Annotated in this window: 24 protein-coding genes; 16 read left to right on the top strand and 8 right to left on the bottom strand. The window is 46.3% G+C overall.

Annotated features, from left to right (window positions below; all coding sequences use genetic code 11):
- Positions 1-18: 18 nt before the first annotated feature.
- The 3 genes from glnL to glnA form a co-directional block, all read right to left on the bottom strand.
- Positions 19-1,065, bottom strand: coding sequence for a nitrogen regulation protein NR(II) (gene glnL, locus R7Z78_RS14180; RefSeq protein ID WP_017821940.1), 1,047 nt, complete (start codon positions 1,063-1,065; stop codon positions 19-21).
- A 132-nt stretch (positions 1,066-1,197) separates the two neighbouring features.
- Complete coding sequence (locus tag R7Z78_RS14175) at positions 1,198-1,779, bottom strand: DUF4124 domain-containing protein (RefSeq protein WP_130544867.1); 582 nt, start codon at positions 1,777-1,779, stop codon at positions 1,198-1,200.
- 195 nt (positions 1,780-1,974) lie between these two features.
- Positions 1,975-3,384, bottom strand: coding sequence for a glutamate--ammonia ligase (gene glnA, locus R7Z78_RS14170; RefSeq protein WP_005379275.1), 1,410 nt, complete (start codon positions 3,382-3,384; stop codon positions 1,975-1,977).
- Positions 3,385-3,914: 530 nt separating this feature from the next.
- On the opposite strand from glnA, the gene typA reads away from it, so the two are divergent.
- Complete coding sequence (gene typA / locus R7Z78_RS14165; RefSeq protein ID WP_005379276.1) at positions 3,915-5,744, top strand: translational GTPase TypA; 1,830 nt, start codon at positions 3,915-3,917, stop codon at positions 5,742-5,744.
- A 72-nt stretch (positions 5,745-5,816) separates the two neighbouring features.
- The gene (locus R7Z78_RS14160; RefSeq protein WP_031779018.1) at positions 5,817-6,359 is read left to right on the top strand and encodes an AAA family ATPase; all 543 of its coding nucleotides are present in this window, start codon (positions 5,817-5,819) and stop codon (positions 6,357-6,359) included.
- 31 nt (positions 6,360-6,390) lie between these two features.
- On the opposite strand, the gene R7Z78_RS14155 is transcribed toward R7Z78_RS14160, so the two are convergent.
- Positions 6,391-7,032, bottom strand: a complete 642-nt coding sequence (locus R7Z78_RS14155) for a DUF2959 domain-containing protein (protein WP_005382972.1) — start codon at positions 7,030-7,032, stop codon at positions 6,391-6,393.
- Between the two features lie 34 nt (positions 7,033-7,066).
- Between R7Z78_RS14155 and R7Z78_RS14150 the strand changes: the two genes are divergently transcribed.
- The 3 genes from R7Z78_RS14150 to R7Z78_RS14140 all read left to right on the top strand — a co-directional run bounded on the left by R7Z78_RS14150 (position 7,067) and on the right by R7Z78_RS14140 (position 9,441).
- Positions 7,067-8,011, top strand: coding sequence for a virulence factor BrkB family protein (locus R7Z78_RS14150; RefSeq protein ID WP_005379281.1), 945 nt, complete (start codon positions 7,067-7,069; stop codon positions 8,009-8,011).
- On the top strand, positions 7,983-8,417 hold the full coding sequence (dtd, locus tag R7Z78_RS14145; protein ID WP_005379282.1) for a D-aminoacyl-tRNA deacylase: 435 nt from the start codon (positions 7,983-7,985) through the stop codon (positions 8,415-8,417). Before R7Z78_RS14150 ends, dtd begins: the two co-directional genes overlap by 29 nt.
- A 106-nt stretch (positions 8,418-8,523) precedes the next feature.
- The gene (locus R7Z78_RS14140; RefSeq protein WP_005379283.1) at positions 8,524-9,441 is read left to right on the top strand and encodes a bifunctional GNAT family N-acetyltransferase/hotdog fold thioesterase; all 918 of its coding nucleotides are present in this window, start codon (positions 8,524-8,526) and stop codon (positions 9,439-9,441) included.
- Here R7Z78_RS14140 and R7Z78_RS14135 read toward each other — a convergent pair.
- The 4 genes from R7Z78_RS14135 to hslR form a co-directional block, all read right to left on the bottom strand.
- The gene (locus R7Z78_RS14135; RefSeq protein ID WP_169644341.1) at positions 9,427-11,544 is read right to left on the bottom strand and encodes an AsmA family protein; all 2,118 of its coding nucleotides are present in this window, start codon (positions 11,542-11,544) and stop codon (positions 9,427-9,429) included. The genes R7Z78_RS14140 and R7Z78_RS14135 overlap by 15 nt on opposite strands.
- 190 nt (positions 11,545-11,734) lie before the next feature.
- Complete coding sequence (gene pckA / locus R7Z78_RS14130) at positions 11,735-13,363, bottom strand: phosphoenolpyruvate carboxykinase (ATP) (protein WP_005379288.1); 1,629 nt, start codon at positions 13,361-13,363, stop codon at positions 11,735-11,737.
- A gap of 336 nt (positions 13,364-13,699) precedes the next feature.
- Positions 13,700-14,575 (bottom strand): Hsp33 family molecular chaperone HslO, encoded by an 876-nt coding sequence (hslO, locus tag R7Z78_RS14125; protein WP_005379290.1) that lies wholly within the window; start codon positions 14,573-14,575, stop codon positions 13,700-13,702.
- A gap of 31 nt (positions 14,576-14,606) precedes the next feature.
- Complete coding sequence (gene hslR, locus R7Z78_RS14120; protein ID WP_005379292.1) at positions 14,607-14,993, bottom strand: ribosome-associated heat shock protein Hsp15; 387 nt, start codon at positions 14,991-14,993, stop codon at positions 14,607-14,609.
- 253 nt (positions 14,994-15,246) lie between these two features.
- Between hslR and gspC the strand changes: the two genes are divergently transcribed.
- From gspC to R7Z78_RS14065, 11 genes are read left to right on the top strand one after another with little or no spacing between them, the layout of a single operon-like run.
- Positions 15,247-16,173, top strand: a complete 927-nt coding sequence (gene gspC / locus R7Z78_RS14115) for a type II secretion system protein GspC (RefSeq protein ID WP_053303408.1) — start codon at positions 15,247-15,249, stop codon at positions 16,171-16,173.
- A gap of 36 nt (positions 16,174-16,209) precedes the next feature.
- Positions 16,210-18,228, top strand: a complete 2,019-nt coding sequence (gspD, locus tag R7Z78_RS14110; protein ID WP_005379295.1) for a type II secretion system secretin GspD — start codon at positions 16,210-16,212, stop codon at positions 18,226-18,228.
- Positions 18,228-19,730: a type II secretion system ATPase GspE gene (gene gspE, locus R7Z78_RS14105; protein ID WP_005379296.1), complete on the top strand. Its 1,503-nt coding sequence runs from the start codon at positions 18,228-18,230 to the stop codon at positions 19,728-19,730. The genes gspD and gspE overlap by 1 nt, the downstream gene beginning before the upstream one ends.
- On the top strand, positions 19,730-20,947 hold the full coding sequence (gene gspF / locus R7Z78_RS14100) for a type II secretion system inner membrane protein GspF (RefSeq protein WP_053303407.1): 1,218 nt from the start codon (positions 19,730-19,732) through the stop codon (positions 20,945-20,947). The genes gspE and gspF overlap by 1 nt, the downstream gene beginning before the upstream one ends.
- 59 nt (positions 20,948-21,006) lie before the next feature.
- Positions 21,007-21,450: a type II secretion system major pseudopilin GspG gene (gene gspG, locus R7Z78_RS14095; RefSeq protein WP_005379298.1), complete on the top strand. Its 444-nt coding sequence runs from the start codon at positions 21,007-21,009 to the stop codon at positions 21,448-21,450.
- 29 nt (positions 21,451-21,479) lie between these two features.
- Entirely contained in the window at positions 21,480-22,079 is a 600-nt protein-coding gene (locus R7Z78_RS14090) for a prepilin-type N-terminal cleavage/methylation domain-containing protein (protein ID WP_017635010.1), read from the top strand.
- The gene (gene gspI / locus R7Z78_RS14085) at positions 22,066-22,455 is read left to right on the top strand and encodes a type II secretion system minor pseudopilin GspI (protein ID WP_169644340.1); all 390 of its coding nucleotides are present in this window, start codon (positions 22,066-22,068) and stop codon (positions 22,453-22,455) included. Before R7Z78_RS14090 ends, gspI begins: the two co-directional genes overlap by 14 nt.
- Entirely contained in the window at positions 22,442-23,119 is a 678-nt protein-coding gene (gene gspJ / locus R7Z78_RS14080; protein WP_054574181.1) for a type II secretion system minor pseudopilin GspJ, read from the top strand. Before gspI ends, gspJ begins: the two co-directional genes overlap by 14 nt.
- Entirely contained in the window at positions 23,112-24,122 is a 1,011-nt protein-coding gene (gene gspK, locus R7Z78_RS14075) for a type II secretion system minor pseudopilin GspK (protein ID WP_005379302.1), read from the top strand. Before gspJ ends, gspK begins: the two co-directional genes overlap by 8 nt.
- Complete coding sequence (gene gspL, locus R7Z78_RS14070; RefSeq protein WP_033905912.1) at positions 24,091-25,293, top strand: type II secretion system protein GspL; 1,203 nt, start codon at positions 24,091-24,093, stop codon at positions 25,291-25,293. Before gspK ends, gspL begins: the two co-directional genes overlap by 32 nt.
- A 7-nt stretch (positions 25,294-25,300) precedes the next feature.
- A complete protein-coding gene (locus tag R7Z78_RS14065; protein ID WP_005383002.1) occupies positions 25,301-25,792 on the top strand; it encodes a type II secretion system protein M in 492 nt (163 codons plus the stop codon).
- The last annotated feature ends 1 nt before the right edge of the window (position 25,793 follow it).

Here is a 25,793-nt window from a genome sequence, read left to right as displayed (position 1 = left end):
TGAAGTCCATTAGCGCACTCAGATCGGCAGATAAATAGTAAATGTTGTGTGACCAGGCCAGCTTTCTACGTCTATTTTTCCATTGTGCTGGTCGATCAAATTTTGCGAAATAGATAGCCCTAATCCAGTTCCTCCCTCGCGGCCACTGACCATGGGATAGAACAGCGTGTCTTGTAGTTCCGGTGGAATACCTGGGCCGTTGTCTGTGATTTCGACACGAGCAGCGAGTTTACAGCGTTTGCCGTGAATATTGGCTTGATGCACCGTTCTGGTGCGAATGGTTATTTTCCCGTGTTCTTGATGGCTAAGAATTTGTGCGGCGTTGCTGACGATATTAAGCATTGCCTGCTCGATTTGGTCTGTATCCATCAAAATCTCTGGCAAGCTTGGGTCATAATCTCGTTCAATGATGATTGAGCGTTGTGACTCTAATTCAACCAGTTGGCGAACCTTTTCAAGAATTTGGTGCAGATTCTCTTGTGTCTTCTTACCTGGCTTCTGAGGTCCTAGTAATCGATCCACGAGCGCCCTTAAACGGTCTGCTTGCTCAATGATGATGTGTGTATATTCGGTGAGAGAGGGCTCTGGCAGCATTTTTTCTAACAATTGCGCCGCACCGCGTAAGCCGCCAAGCGGATTTTTGATCTCATGTGCAAGCCCTCGGACTAACAGCTTCGCCGCTTGTTGTTGGGCGTGTTGGTTCAGTTCTTGAGAGAGTCGGCGCTGCTGATCAATTTTGCGCATCTCGACCAGAAGCATTAACTGCTTTTGCCAAGTGATAGGGCTAACCGTCACCTCTAGCATTAAAGGGCGGCCATCAACAACGAAAGTGACGTCACTGTCGGTGATGCTTTGGCCACTTTGCAACGGTTGAGTGAGCAGCGCGAGATCCAGCGACGCATGCTGAATCAATTGAGAAAGTGATTGTTCAATAATTCGTTTGGCGCTTTGAGAAAACAGCAATTCGGCAGCCGGATTGGCATAACGGATGGCCAATCCATCATCAAGAATCAGCGTTGCTGTCACCATATTGTTGAGAATGGCACTAGGAAGACTGGTATCCACATTACGTCCTTGTTTTGCTTTAAGATTGTGCGATGCACAATAATGGTGCAATTGAACGTTAAGTATGGCGAATAAATCTTAGAAGAAAAAGTGAAAAGCATCGCTGTGATGTGATTTTTTTCACCAGATATTCTATTTTGCCCCTTTTACGGTCGGCTTAACACTTGCTCTATGTAAATGCACCGTTATAGGGCTAGTAGATGCAATAAGCTTGCCGCTTCTTTTCGCGTGCACAGCAAGTGTGTGAGTGCCTCGGTCAATATTGTTTAACTGCCACACTATATGGTTTTGTGGTGCACCATAAGGTTTTCCATCGAGTAACAATTGCAATTGCTCACCGATACCAAGCTTGCGATTGGTTTCTAATTGAATATTGATGATGCCTCGATTACTGCGGATGGTCTCGTTGTGCTTGGGAGTCAGCATCGAGAGTTGTAATGGGAGAGGTTTCTCGGTTGTTTTATCTGGCTTGTTTTGTGATGCAGTAGATGGCGTAGTCTGAGGTGCGAGCGATTCAGTACTTTCTACCTCAGGAGCTGGTGCGCTGGCTTCAAGGTTTGGCAGTGCGATCGCTTTTGCTCCTTTGTTTGGCGTATCACTAAAGTGAACCACGCCATTTTCATCTACCCACGTATACGCGACCTGCGCGAAGGCGATAGAGGCGATTAACAATCCGCTGAGGGCACACAGTGATGGAATAAGCTGAACTTTCATTGCTCACCTTCTCTTGTTCGATGATTTCACGTTTTAATGGCTTAGCTCTTTGACCTGTAAGGAAAAATTCTAAGTGTATTTTTATTATCCCCTCATGTTAAACGTCGAAGCTTGACTGGCGAATACAAAAAAGGCCCGCCTGCGAGGCGAGCCTAATATTTTATTGCTGTGTTTACATTTTACACAGTGTCGACCTTACACAGAGTAGTAAAGTTCGAACTCAACAGGGTGAGTTGTCATGTTCACACGTTCTACGTCCTGAGACTTAAGGTCGATGTATGAATCGATGAAGTCGTCAGAGAATACGCCGCCCGCTGTTAAGAACTCACGATCAGCATCTAGCTCTGCTAGCGCGTCTTTTAGTGAGTATGCAACAGTTGGGATTTCTGCTGCTTCTTCAGCTGGAAGATCGTAAAGGTCTTTATCCATCGCTTCGCCTGGGTGGATCTTATTCTTGATACCGTCAAGACCAGCCATAAGCATTGCTGCGAAACATAGGTATGGGTTCGCCGCTGGGTCACCGAAACGAACTTCGATACGACGTGCTTTCGGGCTTGGTACCACTGGGATACGGATTGAAGCAGAGCGGTTACGCGCTGAGTAAGCTAGCATTACTGGTGCTTCGAAGCCTGGTACAAGACGTTTGTACGAGTTTGTTGATGGGTTAGCGAATGCGTTGATTGCACGAGCGTGTTTGATGATACCACCGATGTAGTAAAGCGCCATTTCAGATAGACCGCCGTACTTGTCACCAGCAAATAGGTTTACGCCATCTTTTGCTAGAGACTGGTGAACGTGCATACCGCTGCCGTTGTCGCCAACAAGTGGTTTAGGCATAAACGTCGCTGTTTTACCAAACGCGTGAGCAACGTTGTGTACAACGTACTTGTAGATTTGGATTTCGTCAGCTTTGGTTGTTAGCGTGTTGAAACGAGTTGCGATTTCGTTTTGACCCGCCGTTGCCACTTCGTGGTGGTGCGCTTCAACAACAAGACCCATTTCTTCCATTACTAGACACATAGCAGAACGGATGTCTTGAGATGAATCTACTGGAGCTACTGGGAAGTAACCACCTTTAACGCCTGGACGGTGACCTTTGTTACCTTCTTCGTAGTCAGAACCTGTGTTCCATGCCGCTTCTACGTCGTCGATCTTGAAGAAAGAGCCTGACATGTCTGTCGAGAACTTCACGTCATCAAATAGGAAGAATTCTGGCTCAGGACCGATAAGTACAGTATCTGCAACACCAGTAGAACGCATGAAGTCTTCAGCGCGTTTTGCGATAGAGCGTGGGTCACGGTCGTAGCCTTGCATTGTTGCAGGCTCTAAGATGTCACAACGGATATTTAGTGTTGCGTCTTCCGTGAATGGGTCAAGCACAGCAGAAGATGCGTCAGGCATCATTACCATGTCTGATTCGTTGATACCTTTCCAGCCAGCAACTGATGAACCATCGAACATTTTACCTTCTTCGAAGAAGTCTGCGTCGATTTGGTGAGCAGGGATCGAAATGTGCTGCTCTTTACCTTTTGTATCAGTGAAGCGTAGGTCAACAAACTTAACTTCGTTTTCTTGGATCAGCGATAGAACGTTTTCTACTGACATCTTGGATAACCTCCAGTGTTAATAAGCGGTAAAAGCTCGATTTATGAATTATTCATGAAACCTGGCATTGATTAATCAATTTGACTTTTCATTAATCGATGCTGTTTTAACTAAAGCCAAAACCGTGCCAAAAAAAATATTCCATTAATTTCAAGCAATTGTGTTTTTGAATGCTAGTTTGGTGCACTTGCTTGCACCAAAATGATCTTTGCTTGCACTATTATGGTGCCAAAAATCATTGTTGCACCATAATGTGACAGGTACATTGCGTATTCAGCCCAGTTTTTGAGCAAGAGTCAATTTGAATTATGCATCGATTGGAATAAAGTTGCGTTTAATCAATTCGTTCTGAGGAAGAAAATGGGCATTAAGCGTAAAAATCGCAGAAATGCTCGGGAGTAGATCACATATTTCTAGGCTTTTTGCTAAAATCTGGTACATTATGGCCGTTTTTTTAATCAGCAAATGTCGCCAGAGAGCACCCGTTCTCAGCGTGGGGGCATTTCATCTATCTAAGTGAATCAATATCCATGGCTACTCCACAGATTGATAAATTAAGAAATATCGCGATCATCGCGCACGTTGACCACGGTAAAACCACGTTGGTTGACAAGCTGCTACAACAATCAGGCACGCTTGAGTCTCGCGGTGAAGCTGAAGAGCGAGTCATGGACTCGAACGACATCGAGAAAGAGCGCGGTATTACCATTCTTGCTAAAAACACAGCAATCGACTGGAACGATTACCGTATCAACATCGTAGATACTCCGGGACACGCGGACTTCGGTGGTGAAGTTGAGCGTATCATGTCGATGGTAGACTCTGTACTACTTATCGTTGACGCAGTTGATGGTCCAATGCCTCAAACGCGTTTCGTAACACAAAAAGCGTTTGCTCACGGTCTAAAACCAATCGTTGTAATCAACAAGATTGACCGCCCTGGCGCACGTCCTGATTGGGTTATGGACCAAGTGTTCGACCTGTTCGACAACCTAGGTGCAACTGATGACCAGCTAGACTTTAAAGTAGTTTACGCATCAGCACTTAACGGTTGGGCTTCTCTAGAAGAAGGCGAAACTGGCGAGAACATGGAACCACTATTCCAAACTATCGTTGATGTTGTTGACGCGCCAAATGTTGACCTTGATGGTCCACTACAGATGCAAGTTTCTCAGCTAGACTACAGCTCTTACGTTGGTGTTATCGGCGTGGCTCGCGTAACTCGTGGTAGCGTTAAACCAAACCAGCAGGTAACCATTATTGGTGCTGACGGTAAAACTCGCAACGGTAAAGTGGGTACAGTAATGGGCTACCTTGGCCTAGAGCGTCACGAAGTGGAACAAGCTAACGCGGGTGATATCATCGCAATCACTGGTCTTGGCGAGCTGAAAATTTCTGACACTATCTGTGCACAAAACGCAGTAGAAGCATTACCACCATTGTCTGTTGATGAACCAACAGTAACGATGACGTTCCAAGTAAACACGTCCCCATTCGCGGGTAAAGAAGGTAAGTTCGTAACGTCACGTAACATCCTTGAGCGTCTTGAGAAGGAACTGGTACACAACGTTGCACTACGCGTTGAGCAAACAGACGATCCAGATAAATTCCGCGTATCAGGTCGTGGTGAACTTCACCTTTCTATCCTGATCGAAAACATGCGTCGTGAAGGCTTCGAGCTTGCGGTATCTCGTCCAGAAGTAATCATCAAAGAAGAAGATGGTCAGTTGATGGAACCGTTCGAGACTGTAACGATCGACGTAATGGAAGAGCACCAAGGCGGCATCATGGAGAACATCGGCCTACGTAAAGGTGAGCTGAAAGACATGTCTCCAGACGGTAAAGGTCGTGTGCGTATGGACTTCGTTATGCCATCACGTGGTCTGATCGGTTTCCAAACGGAATTCATGACACTGACTTCAGGTTCAGGTCTTCTTTACCATACGTTTGATCACTACGGCCCTCACAAAGGCGGTAACATCGGTCAACGTGTAAACGGTGTACTAATCGCGAACGCGATGGGTAAAGCGCTAACTAACGCACTGTTCAACCTTCAAGAGCGTGGTCGTCTATTTATCGGTCACGGTGTTGAAGTTTACGAAGGTATGGTTATCGGTATTCACAGCCGTGACAACGACCTAACGGTAAACGCACTGAAAGGTAAGCAGCTAACCAACGTTCGTGCATCTGGTACCGATGACGCACAGGTTCTTACTCCGCCTATCAAGATGACTCTTGAGCAAGCACTAGAATTCATCGATGACGACGAGCTAGTAGAAGTAACGCCTGAAAGCATCCGTATCCGTAAGAAGTTCCTAACGGAAAGCGACCGTAAGCGTGCTTCTCGTGGCGCGAAATAATTTTCGTTAAGCGATTCAATTAAGAAGAAGCCTCGAGTTATGCTCGGGGCTTTTTGTTTTCTGGAGTTGAATATGAACCCGATTATTATCACCGGTGGGCCTGGTGCGGGAAAAACAACACTGCTGAATGCGCTAGACGCGTGTGGTTATGCCACGTTTCCTGAAGGGTCTCGCGACTTGATTGAGCAGCAAAGCCAGTTAGAAAATGGTATTTTGCCGTGGACGAATTTACCTGAGTTTGCCAAGTTATGCCTTGGGTTGATGGACAAACAAAAGAGTGATGCGCGTTGTCATGATGTTGCGTTTGTTGATCGCGCCATCCCCGACATCATTGCATACCTACAAGTGGGCGGCTGTAAGGTTGACCAAGCTTTCTTAACCGAAAGCGCTGGGTACCATAGTCAGGTGTTTACTTGTCGACCTGAAGCATCCATTTACGTACAAGATGAAGTGCGTCCGCACAGCTTTGAAGAAGCATTGGAGATTCATCAGTCGTTAGTGAGTGTCTATACTGAGTTGGGTTATGAAGTGGTAGAAGTGCCATGGGGAACTGTACCAGAGAGGGTAGGCTTTGTTCGAAGAGTCATCGGTTTACTCGGTGAGGTCGCCGACTAAAACCTCCTCACTAGGAGGAGGTCTAAATCATTTACTTTTGATTGAGCTTTTGTAGGAATTTATCGGACTCTGCAATCGCTTCGTTCATTTGTTTGATCGCAAACTGAATGTCTTTCTCTAAGCTAGAGAACTCACCTTGCAAAGAACCAATCGCACTGGCGTTAAGGTTGTGTTTTAAGTACAACGTGTTGTCACGTAGCGTATCCAGTACCGGTGTCATCTTTTTCTCTGCACGCTTCATAGCGCTAAGCATGGTTTTGTACGAGGCTTTGGTTTCACGTAGTTTTTGCTCGCTTGAACGACGCAGTTTCGCACTCGAGTACAGCTCTAGCTCATCTTGCCACTCATCAAACAGTGCGCCGGATACGTCTTCAATCGCAGCAATACGGTCACGTACGTCTTGAGCCGCTTTTTCGCTATCTTCGTATTTGTCATTGATGTTGTTGTAGACATTTTCTAGCTCACCACCATCAAAGTTGGTGATCGCAGACAAGGCTTCAAGTGCACTGGTGAATTCTTCTTGTGCATCTTGTTGAGATTCTTTGGCATCTTCGACGCGGTCGACCATAATATCTCGTTTATGATACCCAACCTGCTCCATTGCTGAGTAATAAGCAGATTGACACCCTGTTAAAGTGAAAATTGATAGTACAATTGCTAATAAATAAGGCATTCTTATGTCCTCGGCGCTAATTATGGGATGAACTATGAACCAGTTATCAGAGAGTTACAAGGCGAGATTAATCAATCTACTGCCAAGTTGCGTCGCGTTTTTTAAGTATCTTCTTAAGCGATTAACGCATGACCGTGTGAATGTGAACGCGGGCTATCTTGCCTACATTACCTTGTTATCCATCGTGCCAATGCTGACGGTATTGTTATCAATATTGTCGAAATTTCCCGTTTTTGCGAACGTTGGTGAGGTGCTGCAAGGCTACATTATTGAGAATTTTGTGCCAGCTTCTGGAGAAGCTGTACATACGGCATTACAGGAATTTGTGGCGAATACGGGCAAAATGAGCGCGGTTGGCGGTGGGTTTTTATTCATCGCAGCGGTCATGCTGATTTCCAACATTGATAAGAACTTAAACTACATTTGGCGAGTTAAAGACAAGCGCCGTTTAGTCTTTTCATTCTCTATGTATTGGATGGTACTCACGTTAGGGCCGATCATGGTCGGTGCGAGTATTGCGGCGACGTCGTACGTGACTTCGCTGCAAATTTTAGAGAACGAGACATTATCTGGTGCGTTTAATTTATTTCTGCGTTGGCTACCGTTATTGCTGTCCTTTTTTGCTTTTCTTGGCTTGTATATTCTAGTGCCGAATAAAAAAGTACACCTCGCTCATGGTGCCATGGGGGCAGCAGTCGCCGCGATACTGTTCGAGTTGAGTAAAAAAGGCTTTGCGCTTTACATCACTCAGTTTCCGTCTTATCAGCTCATCTACGGCGCGTTAGCGGCGATTCCTATCTTATTTGTTTGGGTGTATTTATGCTGGATGATCGTGTTATTGGGGGCGGAAGTTACGGCTGCGCTTGGTGAGCGAGAGCACTGGAGTGAAGATTTAGACATGATACACTCGACCGCTGAATCTCAGTTAACAGATGAAGGAAGCGAGAGTAGTGATAGCGCTAATTCAACGAGTCAGTGAAGCAGCCGTCCGCGTGGATGGTGAAGTCGTAGGAGAAATTGATCGTGGTCTGCTGGTCTTATTGGGCGTAGAGAAGGACGACGATGAAGCTAAAGCAAAGCGTTTAATGGAGCGTGTTACAACCTACCGTGTGTTCGAAGATGACGAAGGCAAGATGAACCTGAACGTTAAGCAGGTGGAAGGTAAAGTGCTGGTGGTTTCTCAATTTACGCTGCCTGCGGATACAAAAAAAGGCACGCGAGCTGGCTTTTCTCGCGGTGCGCATCCTGTTGATGCAGAGCGCTTGTATGATTACTTTTCTGACTTGTGTGAAGAAGTCTTACCCACACAGCGTGGCCGCTTCGCTGCCGATATGAAAGTGTCTTTGGTGAATGACGGTCCTGTGACGTTTTGGTTGCAGGTCTAATCTGGTAACACAGGCGCCATAGTCTAAGCTTTAACTCCAAGCTCATGGAATTGGCTTGGAGTAATTTTTCCGACACTGATTAGTGTTGTGCTTTCAAAGGATTGATATGTTCAAACTCATTACTCCCAAAACCGATAATCAGATAAACAAGTATTATCAGTTTCGCTGGCAACTGCTTCGTGAGCCATGGCGTATGCCGATCGGCTCAGAGCGCGATGAATACGACGAAATGAGTCATCACCGCATGATTGTTGATGGTCGAGGTCGTCCTATGGCGATTGGCCGTTTATACATTACGCCGGACAATGATGGCCAGATCCGCTATATGGCGGTTAAAAATAATCGCCGTAGCAAAGGGATGGGTTCGCTGGTTTTGGTTGCACTAGAGTCGTTAGCACGCCAGGAAGGAGCGAAACGCTTGGTGTGTAATGCCCGTGAAGATGCCATCGCCTTTTATGAAAAAAATGGCTTTGAGCGTCGAGGTGAGCTGACCGATGAGCGTGGCCCTGTGCGCCATCAGCAAATGGTGAAGCAACTGGATCCGATGGCCAATGTGTTACGTCGCCCTGAATGGTGTACTGAGCTTCAACAGCGCTGGGAGCAACAAATCCCAATTAGCGACAAAATGGGGATCAAGATTAACCAGTACACGGGTTACCAGTTTGAATGCTGTGCGCAGCTTAATCCTAACCTTAATCCGCATAACACCATGTTCGCTGGGTCAGCTTTTACCTTAGCAACCCTGACAGGGTGGGGGATGACGTGGCTGCTGCTTAAAGAGCGTGGGCTGCACGGTGATATTGTGTTGGCCGACAGCTCGATTCGCTATCGTCAACCAGTCGAACAAAACCCCGTGGCGAGTACTTCGTTGGATGGGATCAGTGGTGACCTAGACCGATTGGAGTCGGGACGCAAAGCACGCATCGTTATTCACGTAGTGATTTATAGTGGTGACACGCCAGCTGTTGATTTTGTCGGTACCTATATGCTGATACCGAACTACTCGCAGTTACTCAGTTGCTGATGGGGTAAGCGCCGACTGATCTGCTGGGCGCTTATCTGTTTCACCTTCTTGCTCTGTCGGTGAGAGGGTTTGTTCTGCTGCGGAATTCGTGTCGGGTACTTCATCTTCTTCGATAACTTCTTCGTAAAGCTCTTCCTCTTGAGTCTCCAAATTGATGTTATCAATTACGATTGGCTGCTCGATGGAAGGTTCATTTTTCTGTGGAGTCTCAATATCAGTAGGCTCGGCCAGTTTTGATGCGTTCACGCACTCATTACGGTGGGTTTCGCCACTTAGTAGATCGCCTTCAATGTTTCCGCACGACTCTTCCAATTGATAAGTAATGCCACTTAGCGGGTTGTTGGCCATATCAAATGTTCCCCAAACCTTACCACTTATGGCTTTTCCTGAGATGGTGACCGGCTTTATGGCAACTTCCCCTCGTTGCGCGCTTAAACGCAGTGGACTTAAGGTAATGGCTTTGAGCGAATGATCCGCTTGGGACTTCAAGCGGGTATCTCGGAGATTGGCTTCCACTTCACCCGATAAGCTGTAGGCCAGCATGTTGCGATCACCTGATAACCCTTGTAGATCGAGGCTGAGATCGGAAAAACCATCAATAGCCAGTGTGTCGGGTAAAAAATAATCGTGGAAGAGCGATAAGGGAATACCATCAGCATTGACGTTGAGCGCCCAAGGTTGGCTCGGGGTACTCAAATCTATTTGTCCGATGCCTTCTACGTAGCCTTGCTCGAGTGGCGCAAAAAGGCGAGTCAATTGCCAAAAGCCATCTTTGCTTTGCATGGCAAGTGCTGCGTGAGACGTGAGTATTTGGTCATAGCTGGCGTTGACAACGCTGACTTCCAATTCGCCTTGCCAAAGGCCCCAACGTTGAGCCGACTGTTTAATATCAAGCTGTTGCCCTTCGATATTTAAACCGGAAAGTTGCCAATAAGGTTCGTGAGATAGCTGGATAATTTGGCTGCGCTCAATGTCGAGTCGTTCGATTGCAACATGCTCTAACTCGCTGGTGGCGGCGTGCCACCAATTTAGGTTGTCTTCTGGCTGTGTTGCCCACTTGAGGCCTTGAATAGAGGCTTCTTTGAGCTTCCATTGTGTTGGCGTGAACAATCCAGAAACTTGCACTCGACCTTGCTGCCAATCTAAGCTGAGCTCGTTGAGCTGGATTACTCCTGGCTCGATAGCGGCACTCAAACGTGGCTCTATTGCGGTTTGCTGCAGGAATCGAACGCTATCCGCCTGCAATGACACTTGAGCTTTTGTCTTCCAGAGAGACAGTGGCAGTGTGGCGTTTTCCACAGAAAGATCCAAGTTCTGCCAGTGCCAGTCGCCCCATTCAATATCGGCGTTAAGCAAATCTAAGCTATTAATATGATTAATGTTAAATGGTAGATCGTGCCAAGGTTTTGCAAGCAGTGATTGGCGCTGCGTATTACTCAGTTTCAGCTTGTTGATGGTCACATTTACTAAAGACCAGCCTTGAGGATACTGCTCCCCTTGCCCAGATATTTGACTGTTACGCCAGTTAAAAGAGGTGCCATAAAGCGTACTGTCTTGCGGTTTGTAGTCTATATCGACTAAGACTTGATTAAAGGCTTCGCCATTCCAATAGAGTTGGTCAGCTGCAAGTTGAACTTCGCCATATGGTATTAATTGACCATTCCATTGTGGTGATTGAATTTGAAGGTCAATGCCATTGGCAGAGAACTGCTCGTCGGCGTAATCAATATTTTTGAGCGCGATTTGATGGAATAAAACGTTATCTAAAGGTGGGAGCTTTGGTGCGCCATACTGCAAGCTCATACCATCAATCAATAAACTATCAACGATCCATTTACCATCGCGATAAACATCGGGATTCATCCATAAATCGACTTGCTCGATGTAAGACGCATCGTCTCCGCTGGTGTTCACGCGTTGTAAAGTTAGGTGATAGGGAAAGCCATAACGCACGCTTTCGGCCCGGAAGGGAAGAGAAAAGGTGTTTGACAGCAAGCGCCAGGTTGCGTCCGCGTAAGATGTTGTTAGCAGCGCAATCGTAGCGGCTGGAATGGCAACTAAGATAACCAGTAACAGAAGTAGAACTCGACGCGCTGTTTTCATCTTTGCTAGAACCTACGTGTGTTATGAAATAAAACTAGATAGGCTTTAGCTTGTATCAATATTCTGTGGTATTCAATAAAAAGCCCCTCAAAAGAGGGGCTTGAAGCAATTTTTGTAACTTGGCCTACGTAAAGGTGATAAGTTAATGCCAACTTTTCACTGCGTTTACGCGACGTCGCTGTTACTCGATTTAATCAATCTGAGGACCAGCCGCAACCAGAGATTTACCTTCAGCGTTGTCTGTGTACTTATCAAAGTTATTGATAAAGCGCGCTGCTAAATCTTTCGCTTTGCTTTCCCACTGAAGTGGGTCAACGTACGTGTCGCGAGGGTCTAGAATGCTAGGATCCACACCTGGTAGTGATGTTGGTACTTCAAGGTTGAAGATTGGAATGTGCTTAGTTGGTGCTTCTTCAATCGAACCATCAAGAATGGCATCAATAATTCCGCGTGTATCTTGAATAGAGATACGTTTGCCAGTGCCGTTCCAACCAGTATTCACTAGGTAAGCCTCAGCGCCTGCTGCTTCCATGCGTTTAACCAGTACTTCTGCGTATTTAGTTGGGTGAAGCGTTAGGAACGCCGCGCCGAAACAAGCAGAGAAAGTTGGTGTTGGCTCAGTAATACCGCGCTCTGTTCCCGCTAGTTTGGCGGTAAAGCCAGACAGGAAGTGGTACTTAGTTTGCTCGGGTGTCAATTTAGATACTGGAGGCAGTACGCCAAATGCATCGGCTGATAGGAAGATCACTTTATTCGCGTGACCGCCTTTTGATACTGGCTTAACGATATTATCGATATGGTAGATAGGGTAAGAAACACGTGTGTTTTCTGTTTTCGAACCATCATCAAAGTCGATAGAGCCATCGCCACGTACTGTTACGTTTTCTAGCAGTGCATCACGACGAATTGCATTGTAGATGTCCGGCTCTGCTTCTTTCGAAAGTTTGATGGTTTTTGCGTAACAACCACCTTCGAAGTTGAAGACACCGTCATCATCCCAGCCGTGCTCATCATCACCAATTAGCGCACGTTTAGGATCAGTCGACAGGGTCGTTTTACCTGTACCAGATAGACCGAAGAATACCGCTACATCGCCATCTTTGCCCATGTTAGCGCTACAGTGCATTGATGCGATGTCTTTTAGTGGAAGGAAGTAGTTCATCATGGCGAACATACCTTTCTTCATTTCACCGCCGTACCAAGTACCACCGATAAGTTGCATGCGCTCGGTTAGGTTAAATACGGTGAAGTTTTCTGAGTTCAGGCCTTGCTCTTCCCATTTTGGATTAGTGCATTTTGCGCCATTCATTACTACGAAGTCTGGTTCAAATGTCGCTAACTCTTCTTCTGTCGGGCGAATAAACATGTTTTTAACGAAGTGCGCTTGCCATGCGACTTCTGTGATAACACGAATGCTCAAACGTGTATCTGGGTTTGCACCACAGTAACCGTCAACAACAAACAAGCGTTTGTTAGAAAGCTGGTTTGTGACCAGTTCTTTTAGCTCGTCCCACACTTCAGGAGTGATTGGCTTGTTATCATTTTTCACTTGATCAGACGTCCACCACATATGTTCTTCTGTCGTAGCGTCTTTGACGATATATTTATCTTTTGGTGAGCGACCAGTAAAGATGCCAGTGTCAACGGCAACCGCACCTAGTTCAGTAACCACGCCGCGCTCATAACCGGTTAGGTCTTCACGCGTTTCTTCCTCAAACAACATTTCGTAGCTTGGGTTGCGAATAACCTCTTTTACGTTATGCAGTCCGTGCTTGGTTAGATCAAGTGTTGCAGCCTTAGTATGTTCCATAACGGTCATAGGTGCTCCTTATAAGGATTTTGTAGGGATTTTGTAAGAATGTTTTAATTTTAATCTGCTCACCATGCTAGCAACGGGGCGGGGAGAAAACAGGGAGATAGCTCAAAATTTACCCATGATTTCAATAAGGTTTTAGGTAACCCGTCACATATTGGTGGGAATAGTCTATCGTGCACGCAATCCTTTGCGCTAGGGCAAAATCATTATTAATTGTTTAAAATTAAGCAGTTGTTTTATTACGCTTGAGGCTAGTTATTACGAGGGGTTGATCACAAAAAGGCCAGCATTAAGCTGGCCTTTTGTAGGGTAAATTACGTGCTTGATAAGCTATGTAAATTAATGCAGGGTTTTCTTGTCTGTAGAAGCTTGTGCATACAGTTCAGTGACTTCAGATTCGTCGAACGTATAAGTTGTGCCACAGTAATCACAATGTAAAGAAACTGATCCAACTTCTGCCAAAATGTCATAAATTTCAGCTTTCTCAACGGTGATGATTGCTGCACCGCTACGCTCACGAGAACAGCCACAATGGAACTCGACAGGTTGCGGCTCGTACAGACGTACTTTGTCTTGGTTATATAGTCGATACAATAACTCGTTCGCTTCTAAACCAAACAATTCTTCATCTTTTACTGTATCAGTGAGCTGCTCTAGATGTTCGAAATCATCTGGAGAGCCAGTGCCGTCAGGGATCACTTGAATCAACATACCTGCTGCGTGTGCTTTGCCTTCATGCTCACCAGTGCGGATCCATAGGCGCGTTTTTAACTGCTCTGAGTTTGCAAAGTAGCCTTCTAGCACTTCTGCTAAAGTGTCACCTTCTAATCCAACGACGCCTTGGTAACGCTCGCCGTTTTTCGGTTCGATGGTGATCACAAGGTAGCCCTTACCCATTAGATCGTGAATGTTTGCGTCATCGGCAACATCGCCTTCCCAGCGAGCTACGCCACGAACACGTTGGTTATGGTCACCGTTGATAACGGCAAGAGACACAGGACCGTCGCCTTGTAGCTGGATGGTGATCGAACCTTCGAACTTAAGAGTGGCAGTTAAAAGAGTAGTTGAAACGAGTAGCTCACCCAGCAGTTTCTCTATTGCTGCCGGATATTCCTTGCTGGAGATAACACGTTGGTACGCTTCATCCAATTGTACCAACTCGCCACGTACTGAAAGATCTTCGAATAGGTAGCGGTTTAAAACATTATTTGCCATGGAGTGCTTTCCTCGTTGGTAATTCCGGCTTTTATTGGTGTTTGAACTTAATGATGTCTCGGCGCTGCTTTTTATCTGGGCGGCGTTCCGGACTTGGGTTGTGGGCATTAAGCTTACGTTGAGTCGCGTGTTCCTCACGTTTCGCGATACTCTCATTGGTTTCGCGATATAAGGTTTGTGCGATGGGAGCGCCTCGGCGTTGATCTGAGATTTGTTCGATGATCACGATTTTTTCTTCGTTGCCTTGACGAAGTCTGACTTCAGCGCCCACTTCAACGATTTTACTCGGCTTGCTTCGTTGGCCATTATAGTGGACTTTACCGCCATCGACCATGTTACGCGCGATGGAGCGGGTTTTGTAAAATCTTGCGGCCCATAGCCATTTATCTAGCCTAACGGCTTCATTTAGGGAACTCATAGAACACTACGCTATCTAATCACTGCCCGAATACGGCAATGAGTGATGGATTATTCACCTACAGATGGAGTCAAGGCGTATTTTTTTCAAGGGAGTTGGCAAAAACTGCATAAGAAAAAGGTATGAAAGACAACTTGTGATATAGTTCACTGCTCTTTGTTGAGTAATAATTTTATTGCAAATTTAGCAATTTAAAGTCGATAGCTATCGTTATAGCTTAAATGACGGACGTTAGAATAAAGGAATCCATTCAGTGAAACGTTTAGAGCTAAGTGCAGGATTATCAAGCAGACCGCTACTGGCTCAGATCAAGTCCAATCATTATACCATTCAAGCCAAACTTAGCTTGTTGCTTACCTGTCTGTTTATTGCGATAACCGGATGGATACTTGGCAAAATTGTGTGGTTAGCCATACCTCAATCGTCGGAAGTGCCGCAATGGCGTCCATCGGCGAGTAGCGTTGCTGCGAGCAATAAAGGCGACGCGATAGATTTTAATGCCCTTCAGAATGCCAACCTATTCGGTAAATACACTGAGCAAAAAGCGGCGGTTGTAGAACAGCCTATTGTTAAAGACGCCCCTAAGACGCGCCTTAACCTCACCCTAGTCGGTGCGGTTGCCAGCAGTGATGCCAATACCAGCCTTGCTGTTATTGCTAACCGAGGTAAGCAAGCTACGTACGGTTTGGGTGAAGAAATCGAAGGGACACGTGCGACGCTAAAAGCGGTATTGGTGGATCGCGTCATCATTGATAACCAAGGTCGAGACGAGACCTTAATGATGCAAGGTATAGAATATAAGAAGCTATCTGAATCGCCGCAGGTAGCTAGGGCGCAAGCTCAGCGAGCAGAAGCAGCGACGTCTGACGTTGGAGAGAAATTAGAGCAAATCCGCGAAGAAATTGCGAAAGATCCACAAAGCGTTTTTAAATACATCACCATTTCACCCGTCAAAAAAGACGGAGACATTGTTGGTTATCGAGTATCACCTGGTCGTGATGCCGCATTATTTAATGATGTAGGGCTACAACCTGGTGATATTGCGGTTCAACTGAACGGGATCGATTTAAGTGATCCGTCTTCTTCAGTACAACTGATGCAAGTGATGAGCGATCCGCAAGAATTAAATTTAACTGTTGAGCGAGACGGCCAACAGTACGATATCTATATCCAATTGTAAGACTTAGGCAACCGGCGTAAGTTCAGGGAGACATACGTGAAACATTGGTTCAGCAAAAGTGCTTGGCTACTAGCAGGAAGTTTACTCTGCGTACCAGGTGCAATGGCAAACGAATTTAGTGCGAGCTTTAAAGGCACTGATATTCAAGAATTCATCAACATAGTGGGTCGTAACCTCGAAAAGACCATCATTGTTGATCCTTCAGTACGCGGTAAGATCGATGTCCGCAGCTATGACGTACTTAACGAAGAGCAATATTACAGCTTTTTCCTTAATGTCCTTGAAGTATACGGTTACGCAGTCGTAGAGATGGACAATGGGGTACTTAAGGTTATCAAAGCAAAAGACTCAAAAACCTCAGCAATCCCTGTGTTAGGTGATGGTAGCGCGCAAGGCGATAGTGTTATCACTCGAGTTGTCGCGGTGCGTAATGTGTCGGTCCGTGAGTTGTCTCCTCTACTTCGTCAGTTGATTGATAACGCCGGTGCCGGTAACGTGGTTCATTATGATCCAGCGAATATTATCTTGATTACTGGTCGTGCGGCAGTAGTGAATCGCTTAGCAGAGATCATCAAGCGTGTTGACCAAGCCGGCGATAAAGAAATTGAATTGGTGGAGCTGCGTAATGCATCTGCTGCTGAAATGGTACGCATTGTCGAAGCACTGAATAAAAGTGCGAATCAGAAAAGCACGCCAGAGTTCCTTGAACCTAAAATTGTGGCCGATGAACGTACTAACGCGATTTTAATTTCTGGTGATCCAAAAGTAAGAGCCCGCTTGAAACGTTTGATTCGTCAACTTGATGTTGAAATGGCGACAAAAGGTAACAACCGAGTTGTGTACCTGAAAAATGCGAAAGCTGAAGACTTGGTGGATGTATTGAAAGGTGTTTCCGATAACCTGCAAGCTGAAAAGCAAGCTGGTCAGAAAACATCAGGTGCATCGCGTGGTGAGGTCGTCATTGCTGCTCACGCTGCAACTAACTCGTTAGTTTTAACAGCGCCGCCAGATATTATGATGGCATTACAAGACGTCATTTCTCAACTCGATATTCGTCGTGCTCAGGTTCTTATTGAAGCGTTAATTGTCGAAATGTCTGAAGGTGATGGTATTAACCTAGGTGTTCAGTGGGGTTCATTAGAAACGGGTGCTGTAATTCAGTACGGTAACTCAGGAGCCCCGATTGGTCAGGTGATGGTTGGTCTAGAAGAAGCAAAAGATCAAACCCGCACTGAATACTATACCAACTCTAATGGCGAACGAACGCCATATGATGTTACTGAATCAGGTGACTACTCTACGCTAGCGTCAGCGCTTAGCGGAGTAAATGGTGCGGCAATGAGTATTGTCATGGGTGACTGGACAGCGCTAATTAGTGCTGTTGCTTCTGACTCCAACTCAAACATTCTATCTTCTCCGAGTATTACCGTAATGGATAATGGCGAAGCATCATTTATTGTGGGTGAAGAGGTTCCGGTTATTACGGGCTCTACGGCTGGCTCAAACAACGACAACCCATTCCAAACGGTTGACCGTAAAGAAGTCGGTATCAAACTCAAAGTAGTGCCACAAATTAACGAAGGTGACTCTGTACAGTTAAACATTGAACAAGAAGTTTCCAACGTATTAGGCGCAAACGGTGCGGTTGACGTTCGCTTTGCTAAACGACAGTTAAACACCTCTGTCATGATCCAAGATGGTCAGATGTTGGTTCTTGGTGGTTTGGTCGATGAACGCGCACTTGAAAGTGAGTCTAAAGTGCCGCTATTGGGTGACATTCCGGTACTGGGTCACCTGTTCAAGTCAACGAGCACGCAAACAGAAAAACGTAACTTGATGGTGTTCATCAAGCCGACGATTATTCGCGATGGTGTGACGGCCGACGGTATTACGCAGCGTAAATACAACTTTATTCGCGCAGAACAGCTTTATAAAGCGGATCAAGGGTTGAAGTTGATGGCAGACGAGAAGATCCCGGTTATGCCTGCCTTTGGCCAGGAGCGTCAGCACCCAACAGAGATTCAAGCGTTTATTGATCAAATGGAAAACAACTAATGGTTGATATGTTAGACACAGCGCCAAGTATGCGTCGTCTGCCATTCAGTTTTGCCAACCGCTTTAAACTGGTGCTGGAGACAGAGCATCCTGAGCGTCCACCTATTCTTTACTATGTCGAGCCGCTTAACCCTGCGGCTCTGGTTGAAGTCCGTCGTGTATTAAAGAAAAGCTTCGTACCGCAACCTATCGATAAAGAAGCCTTTGACAAAAAGCTGACTGAAGCATATCAACGCGACTCGTCTGAAGCGCGTCAGTTGATGGAAGATATTGGTGCTGATAGCGATGATTTCTTCTCTTTGGCTGAAGAACTGCCGCATGATGAAGACTTATTAGAATCGGAAGACGATGCGCCAATCATCAAATTGATCAACGCCATGTTGGGCGAAGCGATCAAAGAAGGTGCGTCGGATATTCATATTGAGACGTTCGAGAAAACCCTTTCGATTCGTTTCCGTGTCGATGGCGTATTGCGTGAAGTTCTGACCCCAAGTCGTAAGCTAGCGCCTTTGCTGGTTTCTCGTGTGAAGGTTATGGCTAAACTAGATATCGCAGAAAAGCGTGTGCCTCAAGATGGCCGTATTTCGTTGCGTATCGGTGGTCGTGCGGTGGACGTGCGTGTATCGACGATGCCGTCCTCTCATGGGGAGCGCGTGGTAATGCGTCTGTTGGATAAAAACGCGACTCGTCTTGATTTACATAGTTTGGGCATGACCCCTTCAGTGCATGACAACTTCCGTCACTTGATTGGCCGCCCTCACGGTATCATCTTGGTGACGGGCCCGACAGGTTCTGGTAAATCAACCACCTTGTACGCTGGCTTGCAAGAGATCAATAGCAACGAACGCAACATTTTAACGGTTGAAGACCCGATCGAATTTGATATTGATGGCATCGGTCAAACTCAGGTGAACCCAAAGGTCGACATGACGTTTGCGCGTGGTTTGCGTGCCATTCTGCGTCAGGACCCGGATGTGGTGATGGTCGGTGAGATCCGTGACTTAGAAACCGCACAAATTGCAGTGCAAGCGTCCTTAACGGGTCACTTGGTAATGTCTACTCTCCACACCAACACCGCAGTGGGTGCGATTACGCGTCTACGTGATATGGGTATTGAGCCATTCCTTATTTCTTCTTCGTTATTAGGGGTGCTAGCGCAGCGCTTAGTTCGAACGCTTTGTCCAAGCTGTAAAGAGCCGTATGAAGCCGATGCGGAACAGAAAAAACTGTTTGGTATGGAAGCGCATGAACCGTTAGAACTGCACCGAGCAAAAGGCTGTGAAGCGTGTAACCAAAAAGGCTACCGAGGTCGAACAGGTATCCACGAGCTCATTATGGTTGATGAGCAAGTACAAGAGTTGATTCACCGAGAGTCTGGTGAGCAAGAAATTGAGAGAGCCGTTCGCGCCCATACGCCAAGTATTCGCAGCGATGGTTTAAGCAAAGTGCGTCGTGGCATTACGTCACTTGAAGAAGTGATGCGAGTGACGAAGGAAACCTAATGGCGGCATTTGAGTACAAAGCGCTAGATGCAAAAGGCAAGCATAAAAAAGGCACGATAGAAGGGGACAACGCCCGACAAGTGCGCCAGCGACTCAAAGAGCAAGGGATGATCCCGATTGAAGTGGTCGAGACGAAAGCTAAAACGGCTAAGTCTTCAGGTTCAGTCAGCTTTAAGCGCGGCATCTCGACATCTGAGCTGGCACTCATCACACGGCAATTGTCTACGCTAGTCCAATCAGGAATGCCTTTGGAAGAGTGTTTGCGTGCGGTCTCTGAGCAGGCTGAAAAGCCGAGGATTCGTTCTATGTTGGCTGCGGTTCGCTCGAAAGTAACAGAGGGTTATCCGCTTGCCGACAGTTTTGCCGATTACCCACACGTGTTTGATGAACTGTACCGCTCTATGGTTGCGGCGGGCGAAAAATCAGGTCACCTCGATACCGTATTAGAGCGTTTGGCAGACTATGTCGAAAACCGCCAAAAGATGCGATCTAAATTGCTTCAAGCCATGATTTATCCTGTAGTTTTGGTGGTATTCGCGGTTGTCATCGTTTCGTTCTTATTGGCGACAGTGGTTCCTAAAATCATTGAACCCATCATTCAGATGGGCCAAGAGTTACCTCAATCGACGCAATTTTTACTGGCAGCCAGTGAGTTTGTGCAAGATTGGGGGCTGATTATTTTCGTTGTGCTGGTGGCGCTTTTCTATGGCCTCAAACTGGCGTTGCAAAAGCCAGACTTTCGCTTAGCTTGGGACAGAAAAATCTTGAGCTTACCGCTAATAGGTAAGATCTCTCGAGGTTTGAATACCGCACGATTCGCACGAACACTTTCGATCTGTACTTCCAGTGCGATTCCAATTCTCGAGGGTATGCGCGTTGCGGTAGATGTTATGTCTAACCGTTATGTGAAGCAGCAAGTCTTGCTTGCAGCGGATAACGTCCGAGAGGGCGCTAGTTTGCGTAAGGCGTTGGACCAAACTCGCTTGTTTCCACCAATGATGCTACACATGATCGCCAGTGGTGAGCAAAGTGGTGAATTAGAGAGCATGTTGACGCGGGCAGCCGATAACCAAGATCAAAACTTTGAATCAACAGTCAATATTGCTCTGGGTGTGTTTACTCCTGCGCTGATTGCATTAATGGCTGGATTAGTGTTGTTCATTGTGATGGCGACCTTGATGCCAATGCTAGAAATGAATAACTTGATGAGCGGATAATTTCGAATTAAGACGTGTCTACTAACGGCATGGCTTTAATCTAACTTTCGGAGAAAAAAATGAAGTTTAAGCGTAGTAAACAACAGGGTTTTACACTTTTAGAAGTGATGGTTGTTGTCGTTATCCTTGGTATTTTGGCAAGTTTCGTTGTTCCAAACCTATTGGGTAACAAAGAGAAGGCTGACCAACAAAAAGCGATTACGGACATCGTAGCGCTGGAAAATGCCCTAGATATGTACAAGTTGGATAACAGCGTTTACCCAACAACGGACCAAGGTCTAGAAGCATTGGTTAGCAAGCCATCTAACCCAGAGCCACGCAACTACCGTGATGGTGGTTACATCAAACGTCTTCCTAATGACCCTTGGGGCAACCAGTACCAATACTTAAGCCCAGGTGATAACGGTACAATCGATATCTTCACTCTAGGCGCAGATGGCCAAGAGGGTGGAGAAGGTCCAGCTGCAGATATTGGCAACTGGAACATGCAAGACTTCCAATAATTGAGCCTAAGCCAGCACTAATGAAACAAATGCGAAAACATAACGGTTTTACATTGATAGAAATTCTATTGGTGCTGGTTTTGCTATCTCTTACGGCTGTGGCCGTGATCTCGACGTTACCGACTAGCCAAAAAGATCTTTCCAAACAGTATGCTCAAAGCTTTTTTCAGCGTTTACAGCTGCTCAATGAAGAAGCTGTGCTGAGCGGTAAAGATTTTGGCGTTCGAGTGGATGATGCCAAATCGACCTACGCTCTACTGAGTTTAACCTCAGAAGGTTGGCAGCCTCTGAAATTAAAGCAGATTCCGAGCAAAACCAAGCTAGAAGAAGATATTACGCTACAACTCGAACTCGGCGGTGGTGCTTGGGATAATGATGAGCGCTTATTCAAACCAGGTTCTCTTTTTGATGAAGACATGTTCGCAGAAGAAGAGGACGAAAAGAAAATTGAGCCACCGCAAGTGTTTATCTTTTCCAGCGCCGAAGTCACGCCATTTACCCTGTCTTTTTTTCCGCAAAATGGTGATGCCTTTAATGACGGTTGGCGAGTCATTGGCAAAGAAAGTGGACAAATTTTGTTATTAGCTCCGGGCGAAGAAGTGAAAGAGGATGAGAATGCGCAATTTTAAGCAAGCTCGCCCAAATTTGAGTCATCGCCGGATGAGAGGCATGACCTTACTGGAAGTATTGGTCGCACTGGCAATTTTCGCCACCGCTGCCATCAGTGTCATTCGCTCCGTGAGCCAGCATATTAATACAATCAGTTATTTAGAAGAAAAAATGTTTGCAGCCATGGTTGTGGATAATCAGATGGCAAATGTGATGTTGAATACCGGAGAACTCAAAGCGAAAAACGGCACAGAAGAGCTGGCAGGACGCACTTGGTTCTGGAAAGTCACGCCAGTCGCCACGACGCAGCCATTGCTGAAAGCATTTGATGTGAGCGTCTCGGTAGAGAAAAGCGCGAGCCCTGTAGTAACGGTACGAAGCTATGTGGCGCAATAATCATCCCCGCGCAAATACGCGCCAAAGGGTAAAAGGTTTTACACTTATTGAAGTGTTGGTATCGATTGCCATCTTTGCCAGTTTAAGTGTCGCTGCGTACCAAGTGGTATCGCAAGTACAGCGTAGCAATGCGCTATCACAAGAACGAACCCAACGCTTAAACGAAATTCAGCGTGCCATGGTGATGATGGATAACGATTTTCGTCAAATGGCGATGCGTCAAACACGTACTAATGGTGAAGAGCCTGCTAGCCGGCTAATTTTTTGGTCCGATTACCTGTTGGACTCCGATACCAAAGGACTGATGTTTGCCCGTTTAGGTTGGCACAACCCTCAGCAGCAGTTCCCTCGTGGAGAAGTAACCAAGGTTGGCTATCGCTTAAAAGAAGAAACACTGCAGCGAGTATGGTGGCGCTATCCTGATACGCCGGTTGGGCAACAAGGTACTGTTACTCCATTGCTAACGCAGGTCGAGTCATTTGATATGCGTTTCTATGATGGTAAGCAATGGAAAAAAGAGTGGGCTGAAGAAAAAGCGCTGCCGAAAGCGGTTTCTGTTGTTCTAACTCTCAAAGACTATGGAGAAATTACCCGCACTTATCTCACTCCTGATGGCACATTGAGTCAGAAAGAGGAAAGTTCAGGAGACAGCAATAATGGTTAACCGTCAGCGCGGTGTTGCTTTGATTATAGTGTTGATGTTGCTGGCGATTATGGCGACGGTTGCCGCCAGCATGTCGGAACGTTTGTTCTTGCAGTTTCAGCGAGGCGCTAATCAAATCAATTACCAGCAAGCGTACTGGTACAGCCTTGGCGTCGAGGCGCTAGCAAAAGTGGGTATCGAACAAAGTTATAAAGACACCGACACGATTAATATGAGTCAACCGTGGGCGATAAAAGAGCAAGTCTATCCGTTAGATTATGGTCAAGCGGCGGGACGAATTAGAGACAAGCAAGCGTGCTTTAATCTAAATGTATTGAGTCGTGTGCAACCAACGGGTCAGCAAATTACAAGACCATATTTAGTGAATGTATTGCAGCGCCTATTAGAAGAGTTGGATGTCGAGCCATATCAAGCAGAAATCATTGCAGACTCTACTTGGGAATACATTGATGCTGATGACTCTGTCCGTTCGACTACTGGGGTTGAAGACAGCACATATGAAGCGATGAAACCTTCCTATTTGGCATCAAATGGTTGGATGGCAGATGCTTCCGAGTTACGGGCTGTCTATCAGGTGAGTGGTGAAATTTTCCAAAAATTGGAGCCGTTGGTCTGTGCATTGCCAAGTGATGACTGGCGTTTAAACGTGAATACGATTGATGTTGAGCAAGCTCCGATTTTGGTGGCAATGTTCTCACCAAACTTAAGCAGTAGTGATGCGATTCAGCTAATTGAAAAACGCCCATTTGATGGGTGGGATAGCATTGATGAATTTTTAGCAGAGTCAGAAATGGCTGGCTTAAGTGAAGATGTAAAGAAAAACGCCAAAGGCTATTTGGGTGTAGATAGCGCCTTTTTTGAATTGGATGCACAAGTGTTGGTGGATGAATCACGTGTACGTATCCGAAGCCTTTTGCAAAGTACAAATAGAGAAACGGTGACCGTAGTTCGCCGTCGTTTTGGAGGGATCAGTGAGCGAGTTTCTGACCGTTCGGCTGAGTAGCGAACAACAAAGTACCATTCCTTGGGTGGTGTGGTCGACAGATCAACAGGAAGTGATTGCTAGCGGTGAAATCGCCGGGTGGGAACACTTAGATGAATTGGTCTCATATGCTGGTCAGCGCCAAGTTGTGGCGCTGTTGGCGAGTAATGATGTAGTCCTGACGCAAGTGGATATACCACCTGGTGCAACACGCCAATTCGAGGCTATGTTACCGTACTTAGTGGAAGACGAAGTTGCTCAGGACGTTGATGGCCTGCACTTTAGCGTGTTGGGTAAACAAGCGGATAAAGCGCAGATTTGCGCAGTTGAACGTGCTTGGATTCAGACTGTACTGCAACGTTTCTCAAGCCAAGGTATCGCCATTAAACGCATTTTACCCGATGTGCTTGCGTTACCGGTTCGTGGAGATCACAGCAGTGCTGCAATGATTGGCGAGCAATGGCTAATTCGTCACTCTGCGACAGAGGGCGCGGTTGTCGACGCTTCTTGGTTAGACCTTTACCTCTCTTCTTATCTACAAAATCATGAAGGTTGGAAGCTCGATTGCTTTAGCTCGGTCCCGGAATCTGCGTTACCTGAAATATGGGATCCGCAACCAGAAGAAATGACGATGGCTTTACTGGCGAAGGGGGTGACAGAAAGCAAAGTCAATTTGCTGACTGGGAGCTTCAAGCCGAAATCTTCTTGGGGTAAATACTGGAAGCTCTGGCAAAAAGCCACCATTGCTGCGGGGGTGCTTATCGTCGTTATGGTTGCGCAGCAGTTGCTCGTGGTCCATAAGTACGAAGCACAAGCTCAAGCGTATCGTGAGGAGAGTGAGCGTATTTTCCGCCAGGTGTTCCCAAATAAACGACGCATTCCTACCGTTAGTTACCTCAAACGACAAATGGATGATGAAGAGCGCCGCTTATCTGGTGGAAGTGGTCAGCAGGCAATGTTGTCATGGTTGGCGGCATTACCCGCGACGCTTGGTCAGGTCAGTGACTTGGAGATCACTAGCTTTAAATACGACGGACAACGTGGCGAAGTACGTATTCAGGCTCGTAGTTCAGACTTCCAACCTTTTGAGCAGGCTCGTGTGAAATTGGCAGAGAAGTTTAATGTTGAGCAAGGTCAGTTGAACCGTAGCGATAACGTTGTGGTTGGCAGCTTTGTTTTGAAGCGTTTGTGAGGTGATGATGAAAAATTTAATTTCTCAAGCTCAGGTTTGGTGGAGCAGCATCTCGCAGCGTGAGCAGCGTTTGGTCATGGGATGTGGCGCTATTGCCGTTATCGGTATTATTTATTGGGGTTTATTACAGCCAATGAGTCAACGTGCGGAGCTAGCTCAGTCACGTATTCAAAGTGAAAAGCAGTTGCTAGCTTGGGTACAAGATAAAGCGGATGGCATCACTGCACTGCGAAAAAGCAGCGGTGTGAGCTACTCTAGTCAACCGTTGAATCAGTTGGTTTCTTCTTCAGCTCGTCGTTATAAAGTTGAGTTGATTCGAGTACAACCTCGTAATGAGAGCGTTCAAGTGTGGATCAAACCACTCGCGTTTAATCAACTAGTGGATTGGTTACGTTACTTGAAAGAGCAACAGGGTATTGAAGTCGAATTTTTAGATATCGACCGAACAGAGCAAGCGGGCATGATCGATGTAAACCGCCTTCAGTTTAAGCGAGGTTAAG

This window comes from Vibrio sp. 1167, from assembly GCF_033340375.1.
In the GTDB taxonomy this organism is placed as follows: Bacteria; Pseudomonadota; Gammaproteobacteria; order Enterobacterales; family Vibrionaceae; genus Vibrio; species Vibrio alginolyticus.
The sequence above is the reverse complement of the archived record's forward strand: the minus strand, read 5'-3'. Positions and strand labels throughout refer to the sequence as shown.